The 19,170-nt window shown below is 67.2% G+C and carries 15 protein-coding genes; 7 read left to right on the forward strand and 8 right to left on the reverse strand.

The genetic code is table 11. From position 1 onward, the window contains the following. The first annotated feature begins 77 nt into the window (after positions 1–77). From AC56KL_RS14775 to AC56KL_RS14785, 3 genes are all read left to right on the forward strand, one after another. Entirely contained in the window at positions 78–2,885 is a 2,808-nt protein-coding gene (locus tag AC56KL_RS14775) for a TonB-dependent receptor plug domain-containing protein (protein ID WP_497180914.1), read from the forward strand. A gap of 293 nt (positions 2,886–3,178) precedes the next feature. Beyond that, positions 3,179–4,324 (forward strand): pectate lyase family protein, encoded by a 1,146-nt coding sequence (locus tag AC56KL_RS14780; RefSeq protein WP_497180915.1) that lies wholly within the window; start codon positions 3,179–3,181, stop codon positions 4,322–4,324. Between the two features lie 45 nt (positions 4,325–4,369). Further along, entirely contained in the window at positions 4,370–6,211 is a 1,842-nt protein-coding gene (locus AC56KL_RS14785; protein ID WP_497180916.1) for a glycoside hydrolase family 28 protein, read from the forward strand. A gap of 4 nt (positions 6,212–6,215) precedes the next feature. On the opposite strand, the gene AC56KL_RS14790 is transcribed toward AC56KL_RS14785, so the two are convergent. Next, positions 6,216–7,079, reverse strand: a complete 864-nt coding sequence (locus AC56KL_RS14790; RefSeq protein WP_497180917.1) for an SDR family oxidoreductase — start codon at positions 7,077–7,079, stop codon at positions 6,216–6,218. A gap of 103 nt (positions 7,080–7,182) precedes the next feature. On the opposite strand from AC56KL_RS14790, the gene AC56KL_RS14795 reads away from it, so the two are divergent. Together AC56KL_RS14795 and AC56KL_RS14800 are read left to right on the forward strand one after the other, a co-directional pair. Beyond that, positions 7,183–8,121 carry a LysR family transcriptional regulator gene (locus AC56KL_RS14795; RefSeq protein ID WP_497180918.1) on the forward strand — a complete coding sequence of 313 codons (939 nt, stop codon included), beginning with the start codon at positions 7,183–7,185 and terminating at the stop codon, positions 8,119–8,121. A gap of 38 nt (positions 8,122–8,159) precedes the next feature. After that, positions 8,160–8,954, forward strand: coding sequence for a YdcF family protein (locus tag AC56KL_RS14800; protein ID WP_497180919.1), 795 nt, complete (start codon positions 8,160–8,162; stop codon positions 8,952–8,954). A gap of 18 nt (positions 8,955–8,972) precedes the next feature. Here the strand turns inward: AC56KL_RS14800 and bla are convergent, their stop codons facing one another. From bla to garD, 7 genes are all read right to left on the reverse strand, one after another. Further along, positions 8,973–9,860, reverse strand: coding sequence for a class A beta-lactamase (bla, locus tag AC56KL_RS14805; RefSeq protein ID WP_497180920.1), 888 nt, complete (start codon positions 9,858–9,860; stop codon positions 8,973–8,975). Between the two features lie 3 nt (positions 9,861–9,863). Next, on the reverse strand, positions 9,864–10,022 hold the full coding sequence (locus tag AC56KL_RS14810; protein WP_497180921.1) for a GFA family protein: 159 nt from the start codon (positions 10,020–10,022) through the stop codon (positions 9,864–9,866). Positions 10,023–10,032: 10 nt separating this feature from the next. Further along, positions 10,033–10,410 (reverse strand): cupin domain-containing protein, encoded by a 378-nt coding sequence (locus tag AC56KL_RS14815; protein ID WP_497180922.1) that lies wholly within the window; start codon positions 10,408–10,410, stop codon positions 10,033–10,035. 68 nt (positions 10,411–10,478) lie between these two features. Beyond that, entirely contained in the window at positions 10,479–12,914 is a 2,436-nt protein-coding gene (locus tag AC56KL_RS14820) for a family 43 glycosylhydrolase (protein WP_497180923.1), read from the reverse strand. Then, on the reverse strand, positions 12,911–13,786 hold the full coding sequence (locus tag AC56KL_RS14825) for an aldose 1-epimerase (RefSeq protein WP_497180924.1): 876 nt from the start codon (positions 13,784–13,786) through the stop codon (positions 12,911–12,913). The genes AC56KL_RS14820 and AC56KL_RS14825 overlap by 4 nt, the downstream gene beginning before the upstream one ends. 16 nt (positions 13,787–13,802) lie before the next feature. After that, on the reverse strand, positions 13,803–14,621 hold the full coding sequence (locus AC56KL_RS14830; protein ID WP_497180925.1) for an NAD-dependent epimerase/dehydratase family protein: 819 nt from the start codon (positions 14,619–14,621) through the stop codon (positions 13,803–13,805). 184 nt (positions 14,622–14,805) lie between these two features. Then, the gene (gene garD, locus AC56KL_RS14835) at positions 14,806–16,347 is read right to left on the reverse strand and encodes a galactarate dehydratase (protein ID WP_497180926.1); all 1,542 of its coding nucleotides are present in this window, start codon (positions 16,345–16,347) and stop codon (positions 14,806–14,808) included. A gap of 167 nt (positions 16,348–16,514) precedes the next feature. On the opposite strand from garD, the gene AC56KL_RS14840 reads away from it, so the two are divergent. Both AC56KL_RS14840 and AC56KL_RS14845 read left to right on the forward strand, forming a co-directional pair. Continuing rightward, entirely contained in the window at positions 16,515–17,930 is a 1,416-nt protein-coding gene (locus tag AC56KL_RS14840) for a glycoside hydrolase family 88/105 protein (RefSeq protein WP_497180927.1), read from the forward strand. Positions 17,931–17,953: 23 nt separating this feature from the next. After that, positions 17,954–19,168 carry a BT3233 family polysaccharide utilization protein gene (locus AC56KL_RS14845; protein WP_497180928.1) on the forward strand — a complete coding sequence of 405 codons (1,215 nt, stop codon included), beginning with the start codon at positions 17,954–17,956 and terminating at the stop codon, positions 19,166–19,168. The last annotated feature ends 2 nt before the right edge of the window (positions 19,169–19,170 follow it).

The following is a 19,170-nucleotide window of genomic DNA, read 5'->3' on the forward strand; positions in this document are numbered from 1 at the left end:
GACGATAGCAGTGACCATTGGACCGCGCGATCCAGGAACCACCGGACGCACTCGACGATTCAAGCAGGAGACATGCAGTGAAACACAAGACCATCACCGAACCACGCTTCCTTCTGTCGGCAGTCGCTGCCGCAGTGCTCACCATGACCAACGCCGCAATCGCGCAGGAAGCGCCGATGCAGCGTGTCGAAGTCACCGGTTCCTCCATCAAGCGCCTTGCCACCGAAAATGCATTGCCGCTGACCACCTACAAGGCCGAGGAACTGACCAACCAGGGCCTGACCACGATGACGGAAGTCGCCGTCGCCCTGACGGTCGCCGCGACCAATGAACCGGTCGGCGGCGGCGGCGGCGGCACCATGATCAACATGCGCGGCCTGAACACCAACCGCACCCTGGTGCTGCTGAACGGCCGCCGCCTGGCCAACGAAGCCCTGGGCGCCAGCTCGGTCAACGTCGACGTCATTCCGATGGCCGCCATCGAGCGCGTCGAAGTGCTGCGCGACGGCGCCTCGGCCCTGTATGGCACCGATGCGATCGCCGGCGTGGTCAACTTCATCACCAAGAAGACGGTCAATGAGGTGACCGTCCACGCCAGCACCGTGCAACCGCAGCAGTCGGGCGGCGGCGACCAGAAACGCGTGACCCTCATCGCCGGCAAGGGCGATATGGCGACCGATGGCTGGAACGTCTACACTGCATTCAGCGCCCAGCGCCGCGAGTCGCTGATGCAGAAGGACCGCCCGCAAATCTGGGATCCGGTCAAGCTGGCTGCGCTCGGCGGCAATCCGTTCACCACGAACACCTCCGGCGGCTCGGCGTCGCCGGCGAACTTCACGATCTACCGCAACGGCCGCTCCGCCAACATCACCGGGAACCCGTACTTCGCGTCCGGCTGCGCGGCGCCTGGCCTGCCGCAGACCACGGTGCCTTCGACCCGTACCAATGCCAACGGCGGCAAAACCTGCATCCTTGATCCGACCATCTATCCGCAGCTGCTGCCGGAAAACCAGCAGGTCACGCTGTTCACCAAGGGCAGCCTGGCCCATGGCGACGGCGGCGTGCTGACTGTGGAGCTGAACCTGTCGCGCTCCTACATCGACGCCATCAGCCCGCCGCAGCCCTTCGGCGCGAATACCAACTACGATGTGCTGACCGCCTCGCGCAAGCCCTTGATGATCACCAAGGCCAGCAAGTGGTACCCGGGCGGCAGCGGCGGCGTGCCGGCCGTGGCCGGCCTGAACGGCGAAGACCTGGCGCTGACCTGGAGCCTGGACGAGCTGGGCGCGGCCAAGCTGCACGACGTGCAGAAGAACGCCCGCCTGGTCGTGGCCGATGAAGGCCAGATCAAAGGTTGGGACTATCGCGTCGGCGGATCCTACGGCTACAGCCACCGCGATACCGGTTTCAAGGAAAACTTCGTGCGCACTCCGGGTGTCTATGCCGGCGTGGCCAACGGCACCCTGAATCCGTTCGGCGCGCAGGATGCGGCCGGCCGTGCCTACCTCGAGAGCATCTCGGCCGATGGCGAGGACTTCCGCATTGCGGACGTGCGCCACTACGGCCTCGATTTCAACCTGAGCCGCACCCTGTTCAACCTGCCGGGCGGCGACCTGGGCCTGGCCGTCGGCGGCGACTGGCACCGCGAGACCTACGAGGAAGATGCGCGCATGATCGCCGACGAGGTGGTATGGCGCGTGTCGGGCTCGCCGGGCAACAATCCGAGCGGCTCGCGCCGCGTCGCCGGCCTGTACGCCGAACTCGACGCGCCCATCACGAAGGAACTGAACCTGAACTTCGCCGTGCGCGGCGACCATTTCAGCGACTTCGGCTCCACCTGGAATCCGAAGGCCAGCTTCCGCTACCAGCCGATGAAACAGCTGATGGTGCGCGGTACCGTCAGCACCGGCTTCCGCGCGCCGACCCTGCCCGAGCTGTACGGCACCCCGCGCACCCTGACCCCGTCGACCTCGAGCTGGGACGATCCGCTGCTGTGCCCGAGCGCCACTCCGAACGTGGCCGGCTCCGGCACCCTGACCACCGACCCGCGCTACGCCGGCCTCGGCCTCGACGCCGAGCGCGTCTGCAACACGCGCCTGACCACGCTCACCGGCGCCAATCCGGACCTGCAGCCCGAAAAGTCGAAGACCTATACCGTCGGCTTCGTGGTCGAACCGGTCAAGAACTTCGTCGCCACCGTCGACTTCTGGAAGATCGACATGAAAGGCACGATCGCCCAGATCAACGAAGATTCCATCTTCGACAACCTGGCGCGCTACCAGGACCTGTTCGTGCGTAACCCGGACGGCACGCTTCAATACATCACGAAGACCCGTCTGAACATGGGCGGCCTGAAGACCCAGGGCATCGACCTGAGCCTGAATTACTCGCTGCCCACCACGGGCTGGGGCCGGTTCGGCTTCTCGATGGATGGCACCTATACCGACAAGTACGAAGGCCAGAACGACGCGGGCAGCCCCTGGGTCGACAGCGTCGGCCGCATCGGCGCCCTGTCCACCGGCTCGACCTCTGCCAACACCTACATCTTCAAGTGGAAGCACCAGGCGCGCGTGAACTGGAGCTACGGTCCGTTCTTCGCCCAGCTGACGCAGCAGTATTCGTCGAGCTACCAGGACACCAACGCGCTGCCGACCCAGCAGCCGGGCCAGCCGTTCTACAACGTGATCGCGCCCTACCGCGTGTATAACCTGTCGGCCAGCTACAAGTTCTCGAAGAACCTCAAGATCGGCGCCGGCGTGAACAACCTGTTCGACACCGACCCGCCGCTGTCGAACCAGCGCCTGTCCTCGCGCGTCGTGTTTGCGCAGAACATCGCCAAGCCGATCGGACGCGCCTTCACGGTGCGCGCGGACTACACGTTCTAAGAACCTACTTCAGTAGGGAGGATGAAGTTGATGACGACATGCGCGTATGCGATGCATGACGAGTGCGGGCAAGGCGCGAGGAGGCCGCATGGCTAGCCACGGGTTTGCCAACTGCGCGACGAGCAACGCAGCACCCGCTCGTCAGGCGCGTCAGCAACGACTCATTCCCTACTGGGATAGGTTCTAAACACCATTCAGTTCGTGACGAACGCAGGACGGCCGCACGGCCGCCCCGCGTTTCCTGATTTCCCACCCTACGCGGTGCGCCTGCGTACCGCCACGCAGCCGAAGCCATGAAGCAGCTATCCATTGCCCTGATCCTGCCGTTTGCGCTGGCCGCTTGCGTCAGCACGGCCCCGTCGCCCGCACCGTTGTCCCTGCGCCAGGAAGCGCCGCCCGATGGCTGGGCCGCGCAGGCCGGGGGCACCCGCGGCGGCGCCGACGCGCCGGCCGCCAACGTCCTCACCGTCACCAGCGCGGCCCAGCTGCGCAGCGCGCTGGGCAAGACCATCCTGGGCAGCCGGATCGTCCAGGTAAGCGGCATCATCGACATGAGCGAAGGCAGTCCCTACGCCAGCAGCGCCGACCAGGCCAGGCGCGGGCAGGTCAGGCTGCCGTCGCATACCACGCTGGTCGGGCTGGGGGCCGGGTCGGGCTTCGTCAACGCCCACCTGAAGGTGGCGAACGTGTCGCAGGTCATCATCCGTAACCTGAATCTGCGCAACCCTTGCGACGTCGAACCGCGCTGGGATCCAAGCGATGGCAAGGACGGCAACTGGAACGCGGAGTTCGACAGCATCTCGATCGCCGGCGCGCAGCACGTGTGGATCGACCACAACAGCTTCACCGATGCGCCGCTGACGGACGACACCCTGCCGGTCGAAAACGGCAAGCTCAAGCAGTGCCACGACGGCGCCCTCGACATCCGCGAGGCCAGCGACTACGTCACCGTCTCGTACAATCACTTCGCGCTGCACGCCAAGAACATGCTGATCGGCGCCAGCGACAAGGCGGTGGACGATGCCGGACGCCTGCGCGTCACCATCAGCAACAACCTGTTCGAGTACATCGCCGGGCGCTCGCCGCGTGTGCGCTTCGGCCAGGTCCACCTGTTTAACAACTACCATGTCGGCGACCGCAAGCACCCGGCCTACCGCCACGGCTACAGCGTCGGCGTGGCGAAGCTGGCGCGCATCGTCTCGCATGCGAATGTGTTCGAGATCATCGGTGCCCGCTCGTGCGAGGATGCCGTGCGTTCCTTCGCCAGCGGCGCCGACGCAGGCAGTTTTACCGATACCGGCTCGCTGCTGAACGGTGCCCCGCTGGCGCCCTGCGGCGCGGGAGCCGCGCCCGCCTTTGCCGTCCCCTACCCGTTCACGCCCTTGCCGGCCGACGCCGTGCCCGCCCATGTGCGCGCACATGCGGGCGCCGGCAAGTGAGCAAGGCAGCACCCCTGCCCCCCCCTTCACGCCGAGGAAACCATCATGAAAACGAGAACCATCAATTCGCAACGCCGCTCGCTGCTGTCCGCTGCATCGGCGTCGGTGGCCGGCCTGGCTGTGGGACCGGCGCTGGCCGCATCCGGAGGCAAGAACGTGGAGAACGACGATCCGTGGGCGCGTGCCCGGAGCATCATCGACGGGTTCAGGAAGCCGCTCGCCTTCCCCAGGCGCGACTTCCCCATCACCGCCTACGGCGCCGCGCCCTGCGAGACGGTGATGGTGACGGGCTATGTGGCCGACCACGAAGAGGGCAAGCTCAGCACCCCGGCGCCGGACGCGAAGGACTGCTACCCGGCGATCGCGGCCGCCATCGCCGCCTGCAGCGCGGCCGGCGGCGGGCGTGTCCTGATCCCGGCCGGCAGCTGGCTGGTGAAGGGTCCGATCGTCCTGAAGTCGAACGTCAACGTGCACCTGGCCAAAGGCGCCCACGTCTACTTCAGCAACGATCCGGAAGACTTCGCGAAATACGGCGACTTCGACTGCGGCCCGAATGGCAAGCTGGTGATCTCGCGCTGGCAGAGCAACGACTGCCTGAACTATTCGCCGATGGTCTACGCCTACGGCCAGACCAACATCGCCCTGACCGGCGAAGACTGGACCAGCATCCTCGACGGCCAGGGCGGCGTGCCGCGCGCCGACGGCGAGACCTGGTGGGACTGGAAGGGCAAGCGCAAAGGCGTGGCGGGAAGGAGCCCGACCCCGCAGCGCACGCAGATCGCCGTGAACCCGCTTAACCCCGCGTCGATCCGGGCCGTCGCCCCGCAGCTGAGCGACGCCCAGGTGGCGCTCATGGAAGGCAAGAACGACAAGTGGCGCACCGACGAAGCCTACCTGCCGACCCTGTCGGAAGCCGGCGTGCCGGTCGCCCGCCGCGTGTTCGGCCGCGGCCACTACCTGCGTCCGTGCATGGTCGAATTCATCGGTTGCACGAATGTACTGATGCAGGGTTACCAGCTGAACCAGACGCCGTTCTGGCAGCACCACCCGGTCAACTGCAGCAAGGTCGAGATCCGCGGCGTGCACATGGACAGCATGGGTCCGAACAGCGACGGCTTCGATCCGGAAGCCTGCAACACCGTGCTGGTGGACGGCTGCACCTTCAATAGCGGCGACGACTGCATCGCCATCAAGGCCGGCAAGAACCGCGATACCCAGTTCGGCCCGACCCAGAACGTGGTGATCCAGAACTGCATCATGAACAGCGGCCACGGCGGCGTGACCCTGGGCAGCGAGATGTCGGGCGGGATCCAGCACGTGTACGCGCAGGACATCGAATTCCGCAACGCGCATTGGGCCACCGACCCGCTGAACACCGCGATCCGCCTCAAGACCAACATGAACCGCGGCGGCTTCCTGCGCCACTTCTACGTGCGCAACGTGACCATGCCGAACGGCGTGAACCTGAAGCCCCAGTTCTACACCCCGCTCCCCGGCTCGCCGATCCCGCCGAAATCGGTGGGGGCCGGCGCGGGCGCCGTGATCACCTTCGACTGCGACTATGCGCCGAACGCCGACAACGTGCGCACCCGCCCGCCGGTCGTGGAGCACATCCATATCTCGGGGATCAAGGTGGGCAACGTCGCGACCAAGGATGGGCCGCGCTCCTGCTACCAGGCGCTGCTGCTGCTCGGTCCGGTCGCCTTTGACTATAACGGCGCCACACCGGCCGAGATCCTGCCGATCCGCGACGTGACCATCACCGACTGCGACTTCGGCACGCCGGTGAACGCGGCCCAGCCCTGGTTCATCTACAACGTCCGCAACGTCAGGCTCAGCAAGGTCACCATCGGGGGCAAGGTCTACGACACGACGCTGTCGGCGTAGCGGGTCAGGCCGCGAACTGCGCGGCGAAGTCGCGATAGGAGCGCAGTGGCCGCCCAAGCAGGGCCGTGAGGCGCGCGGCGTCGCCGGCTCCCGGCAGCATGCCGTCGCGCAGGAATCGCTCGCTCATCAGGCGCATGTCGGCGGCCATCCAGGCCGGCATGGCCTGGCGCAGCTGGCGTTCGAACCCCTGCGTGTCGTCGCCGCCGTAGGCGATGGGGCGTCCCAGCACCTCCGACCAGGTCGCCGCGACGCCGGCGCCGGTCAGGACATCCGGGCCGACCAGGGTGAAGCACTCCGAAGGGAGCGCCTCGCCGGCCTGCTCGCGGCGGACCAGTTCGATGGCGGCGATTTCCGCGATGTCGGCGGTCGCGATCATGGCCAGTCCCCTGGCGCCGATCGGCATCGGGTAGACACCGTATCCGAGTACGACATCCTTGACCGTCAGGTCGTTCTCCATGAAATAGGCCGGACGCAGGATGGTGGCGCCGAAGCCCAGCTGTCCGATCGCGCGCTCGACGCCGTACTTGCCGGCGAAATGGGGGACGTTCGCGTACAGGTCGCTGTGGATGACCGACAGGTAGACCAGCCGTTCGATGCCTGCCTCCCTGGCCAGGTTCAGCGCCAGCAGCGCCTGGGTGAACTCGTCGGGCACGACCGCGTTCAGCAGGAACAGCGTCGACACGCCTTCGAAGGCGCCGCGCAGCGCATCGGGATCGAGCAGGTCGCCCTGGACGATGGTGACGCCGCCCGGGAAATCGGCCCTGGCCGGATCGCGCACGAGGGCGCGCACGTCGGCGCCGCGCTGGACGAGTTGCTGGACGACCTGGCGGCCGATGTGGCCGGTGGCGCCGGTGACGAGGATAGTCATGGTGTTACTCCTTGGTGTGGTGGGTAGGCGAATCCATGGTAGCCATCCCACAGGTGGACCGATAGCCTGTATAGTTAGACAGACCGTCTCACTGGTGAAACACATGGATTTGCTTGCCCTCGTCGATTTCAACCTCGTCGCCAGGCATGGCGGCTTCGGGCGCGCGGCGCGCCTGAGCGGCCGGCCCAAGGCGACCCTGTCGCGCCGCGTGGCGGAACTCGAAAGCAGCCTCGGACTGCGCCTGTTCGAACGCGGGGCCCGCAGCCTGAAGCTCACCCAGGAAGGACGGATGCTGTACGAGCGCACGAGCGTGCTGCTCACCGAGGTCGACGAGACGGCGGCCCGGATCGCTTCCGGCGGCGAACGCCCGCGCGGGCGCCTGCGGCTCAGCGTGCCCCTGCTGTTCGCGCAGACCGCGATGGGACGGCTGGCGGCAGGCTTCGCGCTGCGGTATCCTGAAGTACGGCTGGAAGTGACGACCGAAGACCGGCAGGTCGACATGGTCGAGGAAGGCTACGACCTGGTCATCCGGGTCGACCCGGCGCCGGACGCGAACCTGGTGGGACGGATCTTGCTGCGCGACCGGCTGGTGGTGGTGGCCAGCCCGGAACTGGCGCGGCCGGCAGGCGACGCCGCCGTCCCGGCCGTGGTGCGCGGATTCGGCCGCCAGGCTGCCTGGGAAGTGAAAGGCGCGAGCGGCTCCGTGCCCATCGCGGTCGACCCTGTCCTGTCGCTGTCTTCCCTGACCATGGTGCGCGACGCGGTGCGGATGGGCGTCGGCGCCGGGCGCCTGCCGGTGTCGCTCGTCACCCACGACCTGGCTGCCGGGACGCTGGTGCACTGGGGCGATGCGGATGCGCCGGAGATCGCCCTATGGGCGCTCTATCCGTCGCGGCGGCTCCTGAGCGCGCGGGTATCCGCCTTCCTCGACTACCTGAAGGAAGCCTTCCCGAAGGGAACACCCGACGAACTGTCCGCTTACCTCGACGGCGCCGCCGGATCGGCCGGCATGCCGCATCGCGGCCCGCCCTCCGTCCGCTAGCGGACCGCCCCACCACGCTTTCACTATCCACTGCCCCTATGCTCGACCTGATCAACGCCATCCCGCGCAGCCTGATTCTTCCTCCCGCCAGCCTGTTCCTGCTGATCCTGGCCGGCCTGGCGATGTGGCGCCGCTGGCCGCGCGCCGGACGCGCCCTCGCGGGAACCGGGGTGGCGGCACTCGCCTTGCTGTCGATGCCTGCGGTGGCCGAGCTGTTCATCCGGCCGCTGGAGCGCATGACCCGGCCGCTGCATGCGCCGGAGCGCGCCGGCGCCCAGGCGATCGTCGTGCTCGCCGCCGGGCGGCTGCGAAACGCCCCCGAGTACGGCGGCCGCGACATCCCCGACCATGTCGCGCTGGCGCGCCTGCGCTATGCGGCCCACCTGCAGCGGCGCACCGGCTTGCCCATCCTGGTCAGCGGCGGCACCGCCGGCACTCCCAGCGCAGGGGAACGTCCATATTCGCTGGCCGATGCGATGGCCGCGGCCTTGCGCGAGGATTTCGGCGTCCCGGTGCAATGGGTCGAAGCACGCTCGCGCGACACCGCCGAAAACGCCGCCTTCAGCGCCGCCCTGCTGCGTGCAGGCGAGGCCAGGCGTGTCCTGCTCGTGACCGATGCCATGCACATGGCGCGCGCGCGCGCCGCCTTCGAGCGCGCAGGGCTCGAGGTGGTCGACGCACCGACCATGTTCTTCACCGGCCAGGCACGCTCTGTCCACGCCTGGATCCCGAGCGCAGAGGGCTTGCGCCGCTCCTGGTACGCCATGTACGAACTGATCGGCATGGCCTGGTACCGGCTGCGCGCGGGCGGCGCGCAGGCCGCCAGCGGCTGAGCGCCGGCGGTCCCTCCTTCACGGCGCCGCCGCAGACGCCAGTTGTCCGGCCACCAGGCGTGCCGCCGCGGCGACGATGTCGCTGCGCGGCCTGCTGTCTTTCTGGTGCCGGGTGGTGTAGATCGACAGGACGATGGGCGCACGGTCCGGTGGCCAGATCATGCCGACATCGTTGGCGCTGCCGTAGCCGCCGGTGCCGGTCTTGTGGGCCAGGTCCCAGTGCGCCGGAATGCCGGCCCGGATACGGCCCATGCCGGTGGTGCAGTCGCGCATCCATCCGGTGAGCAGCGCCCGTTCGCGCGGCGGCAGTACCTGCCCCAGCAGGAGCGCCTCGAGCGTCGCGCCCATGGCGGCCGGCGTGGTCGTGTCGCGGGGATCGCCGGGGTAGGCCGTGTGGGATTCGAGTCCCCAGCGGTCGAGCCGGAACATCGAATCACCCATATCGCGGGCGTACTGCGTCAGTCCTTCCGGACCGCCGACCTGCCGCAGGATCAGGTCGGCGGCAGTGTTGTCGCTATGCGTGAGTGCCGCCGCGCAGAGCTGCTGCAGGCTCATTCCACCAGCGTGATACCGTTCCGTCACCGGCGAAAACAGGATCATGTCTTCTTCGGAATAGCGGATGCGCCGGCGCAGGAAGTCCGGCTCGTCGACGCTGCGCGCCAGGACGGCGGCGGCCGCAAGCACCTTGAAGGTGCTGCACATGGCGAAACGCTCGTACTCGCGGTACGCAAGCACCCGGCCGCTGCCCGTATCGACTGCCCAGACCCCCAGGCGCCCGCCGAGTTCTTCTTCGATGCTAACGAAATCCTCGTCCGGATCAGAAGCTCCGGCAATTGCAGGGAGAAAGCAGCCAGGAAGCGCTGCCAGGACTGCAAGGGCGTTACGACGTCGAGCGAAGAAGGTCATCGTCTACTCCGGCAACATGGCGGCCGTTATGCCTGTCATGTGAACTATACGCCAAGCAGCGCCGTGCTGCTTCCGGCACATGACGCAATAGCAGTGGCTGGCGCTCCCGATCGGGCCGGACGCCTGGCAGGCAATGGTGCCGCACAAGCGGCTTCCTCGCACGAGATGTCGGCTACGCTGGCCGCGTCTCGGTTCCTTCCCCGCGCGTCACGTGCAGCATGCGGCTTGGCGCCAGCACCTTGGCGGTATGCCACACGGCGCGCGGCACCATGACGGCGCCGCTGCCGTCCAGCACGATCCTTTCCACCCCGCCAGCGCGCTCGAGTTGAAGCTCGACCGCACCGGACAGCAGGTACACGAATTCATCGCCCTGCGGATGCATTTCCCAGGTCGGCCAGTCTTCGGTGAATGTGAATTCGCTGATCAGCCAGCCTTTGCCGAAGGGCGCGAGTTCGGTTGCCGGCAGCTGCCAGAAAGACTCGCCGGAAACGCTGCGTGCCTTGCCGTCCTCGGCAAGGTGCACATAGGTATGCTGTGGGTTGATCACCATGACGGCTCCTTCTTCGAGAGCGGAAGTCCGGCAATACTAACACCCGCGATGCGGCCTGCCGCCTGGGATCAAGGCGTGACGCGCAGGTAGTCGATGTCGGCGTAGCTGCCGGGCGCGCCGGTCGCGAACAGGCCGACCTGCGTCCCGACCCAGCGGCCCATCGTGGCCTCGAACGCTGGCCCGATCTGCGTATAACGCCGGCCATCCACGCTGTACGAGAAGGCGACGCGGGCGCCGGCCGTGACATGCATGCGCAGGTGGGCCGCAAAGCCGGGCAGTTCCGCGCCCAGTTCCTCGCTGCATTTGCCGTCCTGGGCGCAGCGCACCAGCACCATGCGCGGCTTGCCCCCGAGGCGGCGCAGGCCGAACCAGTGGCTGGCCAGGCCCATCGTGCCGAGCCCGACCTGGTCGCCGTCGCGCTGCGCCTGCAGTTCGACCTTCGCGGTGACACCAAACGCCGCGGCCGGGAATTTCTGCGTCAGCACCGACGGCAGGCTGCGCACCGGCATGTCCGGCTGCGCGAACAGGCGCAGCTGGCCGTGACGGGCATCGAGCGCATACCAACGCCGGTCCGGATTGGCCGCCCATTGCCACTGCGGGCCCAGCAGCTTGCTGTCGAATGCATCGCTTGTGGCGGGAACACGTGGCGGGAAGCTGCCGGCCACCGGCTTGGCATGCTCGGTGACAGGTTGGCCCACACCCGGCTTGCTTGACGGCTCGCCGATCAGCGGCCAGCCATCGATCCAGCGCATCGGCTGCAGGTGCACCACGCGTCCGTAGGCGCGCTTGTCCTGGAAGTGGAAGAACCAGTCGCTGCCCTGCGGCGTCCTGACCCAGGCGCCCTGGTGCGGTCCGTTGATATCGGTCGCGCCCTGCTCCATCACGATGCGCGACTCGTAGGGCCCCTCGATGCTGCGCGAGCGGAATACCGACTGCCAGCCATGCTCGACCCCGCCGGCCGGCGCGAACACGTAGTAATAGCCGTTCGCCTTGTACAGCTTGGGTCCTTCCAGCGTGCGGTAGCCGGGCAGCGCGTTGCCGTCGATGACCACCTTGCCTTCGCTGTCGAGCAGGCGGCGTCCGCCCGGATCCATCCTGCGCAGGGTCAGCACGTTGTTGAAACCGGCGCGGCTCTTGGCCCAGGCATGGATCAGGTAGGCCTTGCCGTCGTCGTCCCACAGCGGCGTCGGGTCGATGATGCCCTTGCCCGGCAGGAGCAGGTGCGGCGTGCTCCAGGGTCCGTTGAAGGCTTTTGCGGTGGTGACGTAGACGCCGTTGTCGGGGTCGGGATAGAAGATCCAGAACTTGCCGTCGTGGTAGCGCAGGCAGGGCGCCCATACGCCCTTGCCGTGCTGGGGCGCCGCGAACTGCGCGCCCGGTGTCAGTTGCGGCAACGCGTGGCCCTTGAGCTCCCAGTTGACCATGTCCTTCGACACCAGCAGCGGCAGGCCCGGCGCGTTGGCGAAGCTCGAGGACACCATGTAGTAGCTGTCGCCCACGCGGATGACGTCCGGGTCGGAATAGTCGGCGTGCAGGATCGGGTTGCGGTAGCGGCCGTCGCCGAGGTCGGGCGACCAGGGCGCCTGTGCCGGCAGGGGTCCGAGCACGCGCTCCAGGAAGGCCGTCATCGCATCGACGGTCGGCGCCACCCATGGGTCGAACAGCCAGAAGGAATGCGGGGTGCCGGCCAGCGCGACGGACTCCGACTGGACGCCGTGCGAGGCGAGTTTCTCCGCCATCGCTTCGCGTCCCACCGAAAAGCGCTGCACGCTGCTGGTGATGAAGAGAACTGGCGGGCTGTGCTCGCCGACGTGGCTGATCGGCGACGCCTCGCGCCACAGCGCTTCCTTGTCGGCATAGCGGCCGCCGAACCAGGCGCCCGCAGCAGAAGGATTTTTCCTGGGGTCGTCCTCGTGCCTGCGCGCTTCCTCCGACGTGAAATCCGACAGCCCGTCGATGTTCACCACCGCCCGGATCGCCTGGGGTTCGAGCATGCCGACCAGCGAAGCGATCTGGCCGCCGGCCGAGCCGCCGGCGATGGCGACCCTGGAAGGATCGATACCGTAGCCGCCTGCGCCCTTGCGCAGCCAGTGCGTCGCTTCCCTGACGTCGTCGATGGCGGCCGGGTAGCGCGCCTGCCCGGACAGGCGGTAGCTGACGGTGGCGGCCGCGTAGCCGCGTGCGGCAAGGCGCGCCGCCAGCGGCGCCATGTTGCTGCGCTCGCCGCTGCCCCAGCCCCCGCCATGAACCAGGATCACCAGCGGCGCCGGCCTGCCGCTGGACCTGGGCAGGTAGAGGTCGAGCCCGAGGGCCAGGTCGCCGCGCTGCGCATACACGAGGTCCTTGCGCACCTGAACGGGCGCCGGCGCCTCCGCGCTGGCGATGCGGATATCGGGATAGTCGCGGACCAGCTTGCCGAAAGTGGTCTCGGCGTTGTACGGCGCCTGGGCAAGCGCCGTCGACGTTGTCAGGGCCAGCAGCAGGCCAAGCGGCAAGCGCCTCACAGCGCAGTTCCCCGGAACACGCAGCGCCTGCGTAGGGTCGCCCCCGGCGCCAGCACCGTCAGGCCCGGGTAGCCCGGCAGGTTGTGCGCATTGATCGGGTGGTCCACCGGCTCGAAGCAGAAGAAGTCGCGCCCCTGCGGCGCGTAGAGGATGAAGTAGTCCATGTCGGCCTGGATCTCCAGTGCGAGGCCGCGCTGCGGCCAGCTGATGCGGGCGGCGCCCTGCCAGCCCTCGAATACGTTGTCGACGCCGTCCGGCGGCAGCGGGGCGGCCTGGCCGAAGCGCCAGTGGACGGGAATGTCCTGCCGCATCAGCGGCAGCTTGTCGGGACCGGCCATCCAGACGCTGCTGGCGCGCGCCTCCAGCCGCGCTCCCTGCGGATCGGGCATCCAGGGATGCAGGCCGAGCCCGAACGGCAGGGCGCTGTTCCCCGCGTTGCGCACGCCGAGTTCCACCACCAGCGCATCCTCCGTCAGCGTGTAGTGCAATTCGGCGGTGTAGGCGAAGGGGGCCGCGGCCCGGCGGTCGAGGCCCAGGCTGAGGGAAGCCGTGGCGTGGGCGACGACGCGCCAGGCCTGCTGCCAGCCATCGCCGTGGATCGGGCAGGCTTCGCCGGCCCGGTTCGGCGCCGGCACATGGCGCTGGCCTTCGAAGGCGAAGCCCGAGGGCGCCATCCGGTTCGACCAGGGCAACAGGGGGAAGCAGGCCAGTTGCCCGGGAAGCGGCAGGCCGGTGAAGTCGGGCGGAAGGGCGCGCAGCAGTGGCTGCGCTGCGCCGCCGTCCAGCCAGTCCAGCCGCGCCAGGCCGCCTCCGATCTGCGGAACGACCTCGGCCAGCAGGCGGTCGTTGCGGAGCAGGAGGCGTTCCAGCACGGGCGGGGGCATCGAATCAGTATTGCGGACCGTCGAGCAGGAACTTGCCGCCCTGGTACATCGTGGTGACGTCGTCCTTGGCCGGGAATTCGGCGCTGTCCGGGAACAGGTGCGCGAACTTCGACGAGCTGTCCTTCGGCTTGTAGCCGAGGTGCGATGCCAGGCGGTTGTCCCACCATACGCTGTCGTTGTCCGACACGCCGTACACGATGGTATGGCCGACGCGCGGCGCGAACAGCGCGCAACGCAGCATCTCGGTCAGGTCGTCGTAGGAGAACCAGGTGCTCATCATGCGCTTGTTGGCCGGTTCCGGGAAGCTCGAGCCGATGCGGATGCAGACGGTCTCGATGCCGAAGCGGTCGAAGTAGTAGCGCGCGATCTGCTCGCCGAAGACCTTCGACAGGCCGTAGTAGCTGTCCGGGCGGGTCGGCGAATTCGCGTCCAGCACGGTGTTCACGTGGTGGTAGCCGATCGCATGGTTCGAGCTGGCGAAGATCACGCGCTTCGTCCCGGCCTTGTGCAGGGCTTCGTACAGGTTGGCCACCCCCAGGATGTTGGCCTGCATGATCGGCTCGAAGGGCTTCTCGGTGGAGATGCCGCCGAAGTGCAGCACGGCGTCCACACCTTCGAGCAGTTGCAGGACCGCTTCCTTGTCCGCCAGGTCGCACTGGACGATTTCCTCGCCCTCGCGCGCTTCGCCCATGTCGGCGACGTCGGACAGGCGCACCACCTCGGCCCAGGGCTTGATGCGGTCGCGCAGCACCTTGCCGAGGCCGCCGGCGGCGCCGGTCAGCAGGATGCGTTTGAAAGGCTTACCTTTTGCAACTTCAGTCATGTCGAAACTCCTTGATCTTGTGGCGCCTTTCGTAGGGTGGTCGGCTCTGCCGACCGCGCGTTCAAGGTACCGGTGCGCACTACGGAGCGGGACAGGATACGTGATTTGAACGCGCGGTCGGCAGTAATTCAGACCAGTGGCCTGAATTACAAACCGACCACCCTACTGAACAGCGCAGTATTCTTTACGTCACCGGCGCCGGATTGAACAGCGCCAGCGCATTGTGCAGTTTCCAGTGTTCGGCCCAGGTCTTGCGCCCGCTGGCCACGTCGAGGATCAGGCGGAACAGTTCCCAGCCCACGTCTTCGATCGTCGCTTCCCCGCTGGCAATGCGGCCGGCGTTCACGTCCATCAGGTCGTGCCAGCGGTTCGCCAGTTCGGTGCGGGTGGCCACCTTGATGACCGGGACCGCGGCCAGGCCGTAGGGCGTGCCGCGGCCGGTGGTAAAGATGTGCACGTTCATCCCGGCAGCCATCTGCAGGGTACCGCAAATGAAGTCGCTGGCCGGGGTGGCGGCGTAGATCAGGCCCTTCTGCTGCAGCTTCTCGCCCGGCGACAGCACGCCGGTGATCGCCGTGGTGCCGGACTTGACGATCGAGCCCATGGCCTTTTCCACGATGTTCGACAGGCCGCCCTTCTTGTTGCCGGGTGTAGTGTTGGCGCTGCGGTCGACGCCGCCGCGCACCAGGTAATCGTCGTACCATTGCATCTCGCGCACCATCGCCGCGGCCACTTCAGGGGTCGAGGCACGCGCCGTCAGCTGGTCGATGCCGTCGCGGACTTCGGTAATCTCGGAGAACATCACGGCCCCGCCCGCACGCACGATCAGGTCGGTGGCAAAGCCGACCGCCGGGTTGGCGGTGACGCCCGAGAAGGCATCGCTGCCGCCGCACTGCACCCCGACCACCAGGTCGGATGCCGGGCAGGTGACGCGCTGGCGCGCGTTGAGCAGCTGCAGGTGCTTCTCGGCGGTCTGCATCAGGTTGTCGATCATCGACATGAAGCCGACATGCTGCTGGTCTTGCAGGGTAATCACCGAGGGTTCCGCATTGCCGATCGGGATCGAGCCGGCCGGGAACAGGCGCGCCGGCGGCAGCTTCTCGCAGCCCAGGCTGACGACCATGACGTGGTCGCCGAAATTCGGGTTCTTCGACAGGTTGCGGATGGTCTTGATCGGAATGTCGGCGCCCGGCGCGTCGATCGCGACGCCGCAGCCGTACACATGCTCGAGCGCGACCACGTCCTCGACGTTCGGGTAGCGTGGCAGCAGCTCTTCCCTGATGCGCCTGACCGCGTAGTCGATCACGCCCGAAACGCACTGCACGGTGCTGGTGATGGCCATCATGTTGCGGGTGCCGACCGAGCCATCCTTGTTACGATAGCCTTCGAAGGTATACCCTTCCAGCGCAGGCCCGGCCTGCACCGCGCGGGTGCCGACCGGCAGGTCCTCGAGCGAGCGGGCGGCCGGCATGTGCAGCACGCGCTCCGACACCCAGCTGCCGCGCGGGATCGCGCCGTTGGCATAGCCGATCGTCACGCCGTAGCGGACCACGGCCTCGCCGTCCGCCAGGTCCACGAGGGCCACCTTGTGCCCCTGCGGCACGCCTTCCTGCAGGGTCAGGCCGTCCGGGAAGACGGTGCCCGCGGGCAGTCCGCCGTCGTTGACGACGATGGCGACGTTGTCGCTGGCCTGCATGCGGATCGTGCGCGGAACTTGGGTGGTCATGGTGCGGTGCCTTGGTCGGTAGGTTCTTTTTCAGTATGCCATACAAATTCGGACGGTGGCTAGTCCACCTTGCGATTTTGGTCGGACCAAATTAGAATGGCCTGACCAATAAATAGTCAACCAAGAGCTAGACGTAAAGTTTAGGCAAATCCTTCGACTGGAGACATATGAAGACGACCGTGCTGGCAGCCTCGCTGGCTGTCCTTTTAGGTTCTACCCTCGCCTGCGACACCGCCCTGGCCCAGGGCGGCCAGTACCGCAATACCGACAACAAGAACCTGCTGGACCATTCGGAAGGCAGCTACCCGGTGCCCTACAAGAAGCCCGTGGTGGCGGAAGTCACCGCCCAGCTCAAGTCGATCCGCGCCTACCTGGACAGCGCCACGCCGACCCGGATCATCAGCAGGAAGACGGGCGACCAGATCACCGACCTGAAGACGCCGAATGCGGACGCCATCTTCGAGCCCAGCCGTGGCGACTATGGCATCCAGGTCTATGAAATGGGCGTGGTCCACTCGGGCCTGTTGAAAGCGGCGGAAGCCACCGGCGACCAGGGCTTCACGGCGATGAGCCAGCGCCACTTCGGGTTCTTCGCCCAGACGCTCCCCTACTTCCGCGCCCAGGAACAGAAGTTCCGCCTCGACCGGGCCAACAGCTTCATCCGCTTCCTCGACCCGCACTCGCTGGACGATTCCGGCTCGATGTGCGCCGCCCTGATCCGCGCCCGCCTGGCCAAGCTCGGCCCGGACCTGAAGCCCATGATCGACACCTGCAGCGACTGGGTGATCAACAAGCAGTTCCGCCTCGAAGACGGCACCATGGCGCGCAAGCGCCCGCAGGCAGTATCGCTGTGGGGTGACGACATGTACATGAGCATCCCCTTGCTGGCCGAGATGGGCCGCCTGACGGGCGATCGCAAGCACTTCGACGACGCCGTCAACAACGTCATGGGCATGAGCAAGCGCCTGTTCAATGCACAGAACGGGCTGTACGCCCACGGCTGGCACGCCAACCACCCGGATGCGCCGCGCTTCTACTGGGCGCGCGCCAACGGCTGGGCAGTGCTGGCCATGTCCGACCTGCTCGACGTGCTGCCGAAAGACCACCCGGGCTATCCAAAGGTGCTGGAACAGCTGCGCGCTTCGATCAAGGGCATCGCCGAGCTGCAGTCGGGCACCGGCCTGTGGCACCAGATGCTGGACCGGAACGATTCCTACCTCGAGACCTCCGCCAGCGCCATGTTCACCTACGTGATCGCGCACGCGGTCAACCAGGGCTGGGTCAGCCCGACCGCCTACGGCTCGATCGCCCAGGCCGGCTGGGCGGGACTGTCGACCCGCATCAACGCCAAGGGCCAGGTGGAAGGCACCTGCGTCGGCACCACGCTCGCCGGCGACATGGTCTATTACTACAATCGTCCGACCAGCGTCGACGCCCTGCACGGCTACGGCCCGATGCTGCTGGCCGGCGCCGAGATCATCAAGCTGATGAACAATCCGGCTTTCGAGATCCAGCACAAGGTCCGGACGTATCATTACGTGCCCAAGGGGGGCAAGACCGACTACAACAAGCATCAGCAATGATGCGCCAATCACCGAGCGAACCCATGAAACGACTGATCCTTGCAGTGGCCGCAGTGTCCACATGCGCCGCATCGCTGAACGCCTACGCCGCCGAGAAACTGGCCGTCACCGTCCAGCACGACCTGTCCATCGCCCGCCCGTCCGAGACGATCTCGATTCCGTGGAGCGACGTCAACGCCGCCCTGCCGGGCGCCCTGATCCAGAAAATCACGGTGAAGGACGCCAAAGGCCGCGTGCTGCCCTTCCAGGTGATCAACGTGGCGCCGCTCGCCAAGGATCCGCAGAACGTAGGCATCGCCTATGGCGAGCTGCTGTTCCAGCACAGCTTCGCGCCGGGCGAGAAGAGCGCCAGCTTCACGGTGGAAAAGAGCGAGGGCGTGGCCCCGGTGTTCCCCCAGAAGGCCTATGCCCGCTACGTGCAGGAGCGCCTCGACGACTTCGCCTGGGAAAACGACAAGGTGGCGCACCGCACCTACGGCCCGGCCCTGGCTGCCCCTTCGCCGGAAGGCATGAAGAAGGAAGTGCTGGTCACGAGCGGCCTGGACCTGTGGTTCAAGCGGGTACCGTATCCGATCGTCGACCGCTGGTACAACAAGGGCCATGACCACTACCACAAGGACGAGGGCGAGGGCATGGACATGTACCAGGTCGGCAAGTCGCGCGGCGCGGGCGGCACCGGCGTATGGGACGGCAAGCAGCTGCATACGAGCGTTAACTACGCCTCGTGGAAGGTGCTGGCCAACGGCCCGGTGCGCGCGGTCTTCGAGCTGCACTACGCCGCCTGGGATGCGGCCGGCAAGCCGGTCAGCGAGATCAAGCGCTTCACGGTCGATGCCGGCCACTACCTGGACCGCATCGATTCCACCTTCCAGTACGAAGGCAAGGAGCCGATCACCGTGGCCGTGGGCCTGAACAAGAACCCCAGCGACAAGGGCCAGGACCCGGTCATCGCCGTCAAGCGCGAAGGCCCGGTGCTGCTGCAATGGATCGAACAGAAGAGCAATGGCGCCTTCGGCACCGCGGTCGTGCTGCCGGGCGCGGAAGGCTTCACCCAGGACGCGCTCAATGAACTCATTCTCACCAAGGCCAGCTCCGGCAAGCCCGTGCGCTACTATGCGGGCGGCGCCTGGAGCCGCGCCGGCGAGATCACCTCGATGGAACAGTGGCAGCGCCTGGCGCAGGACACCGCGGCGCGCGCCGGCAACCCGGTGCGCGTGAGCCTCGCGCGCCAGCAATAAGG

The organism is Telluria sp. ZB4P34, assembly GCF_059686055.1.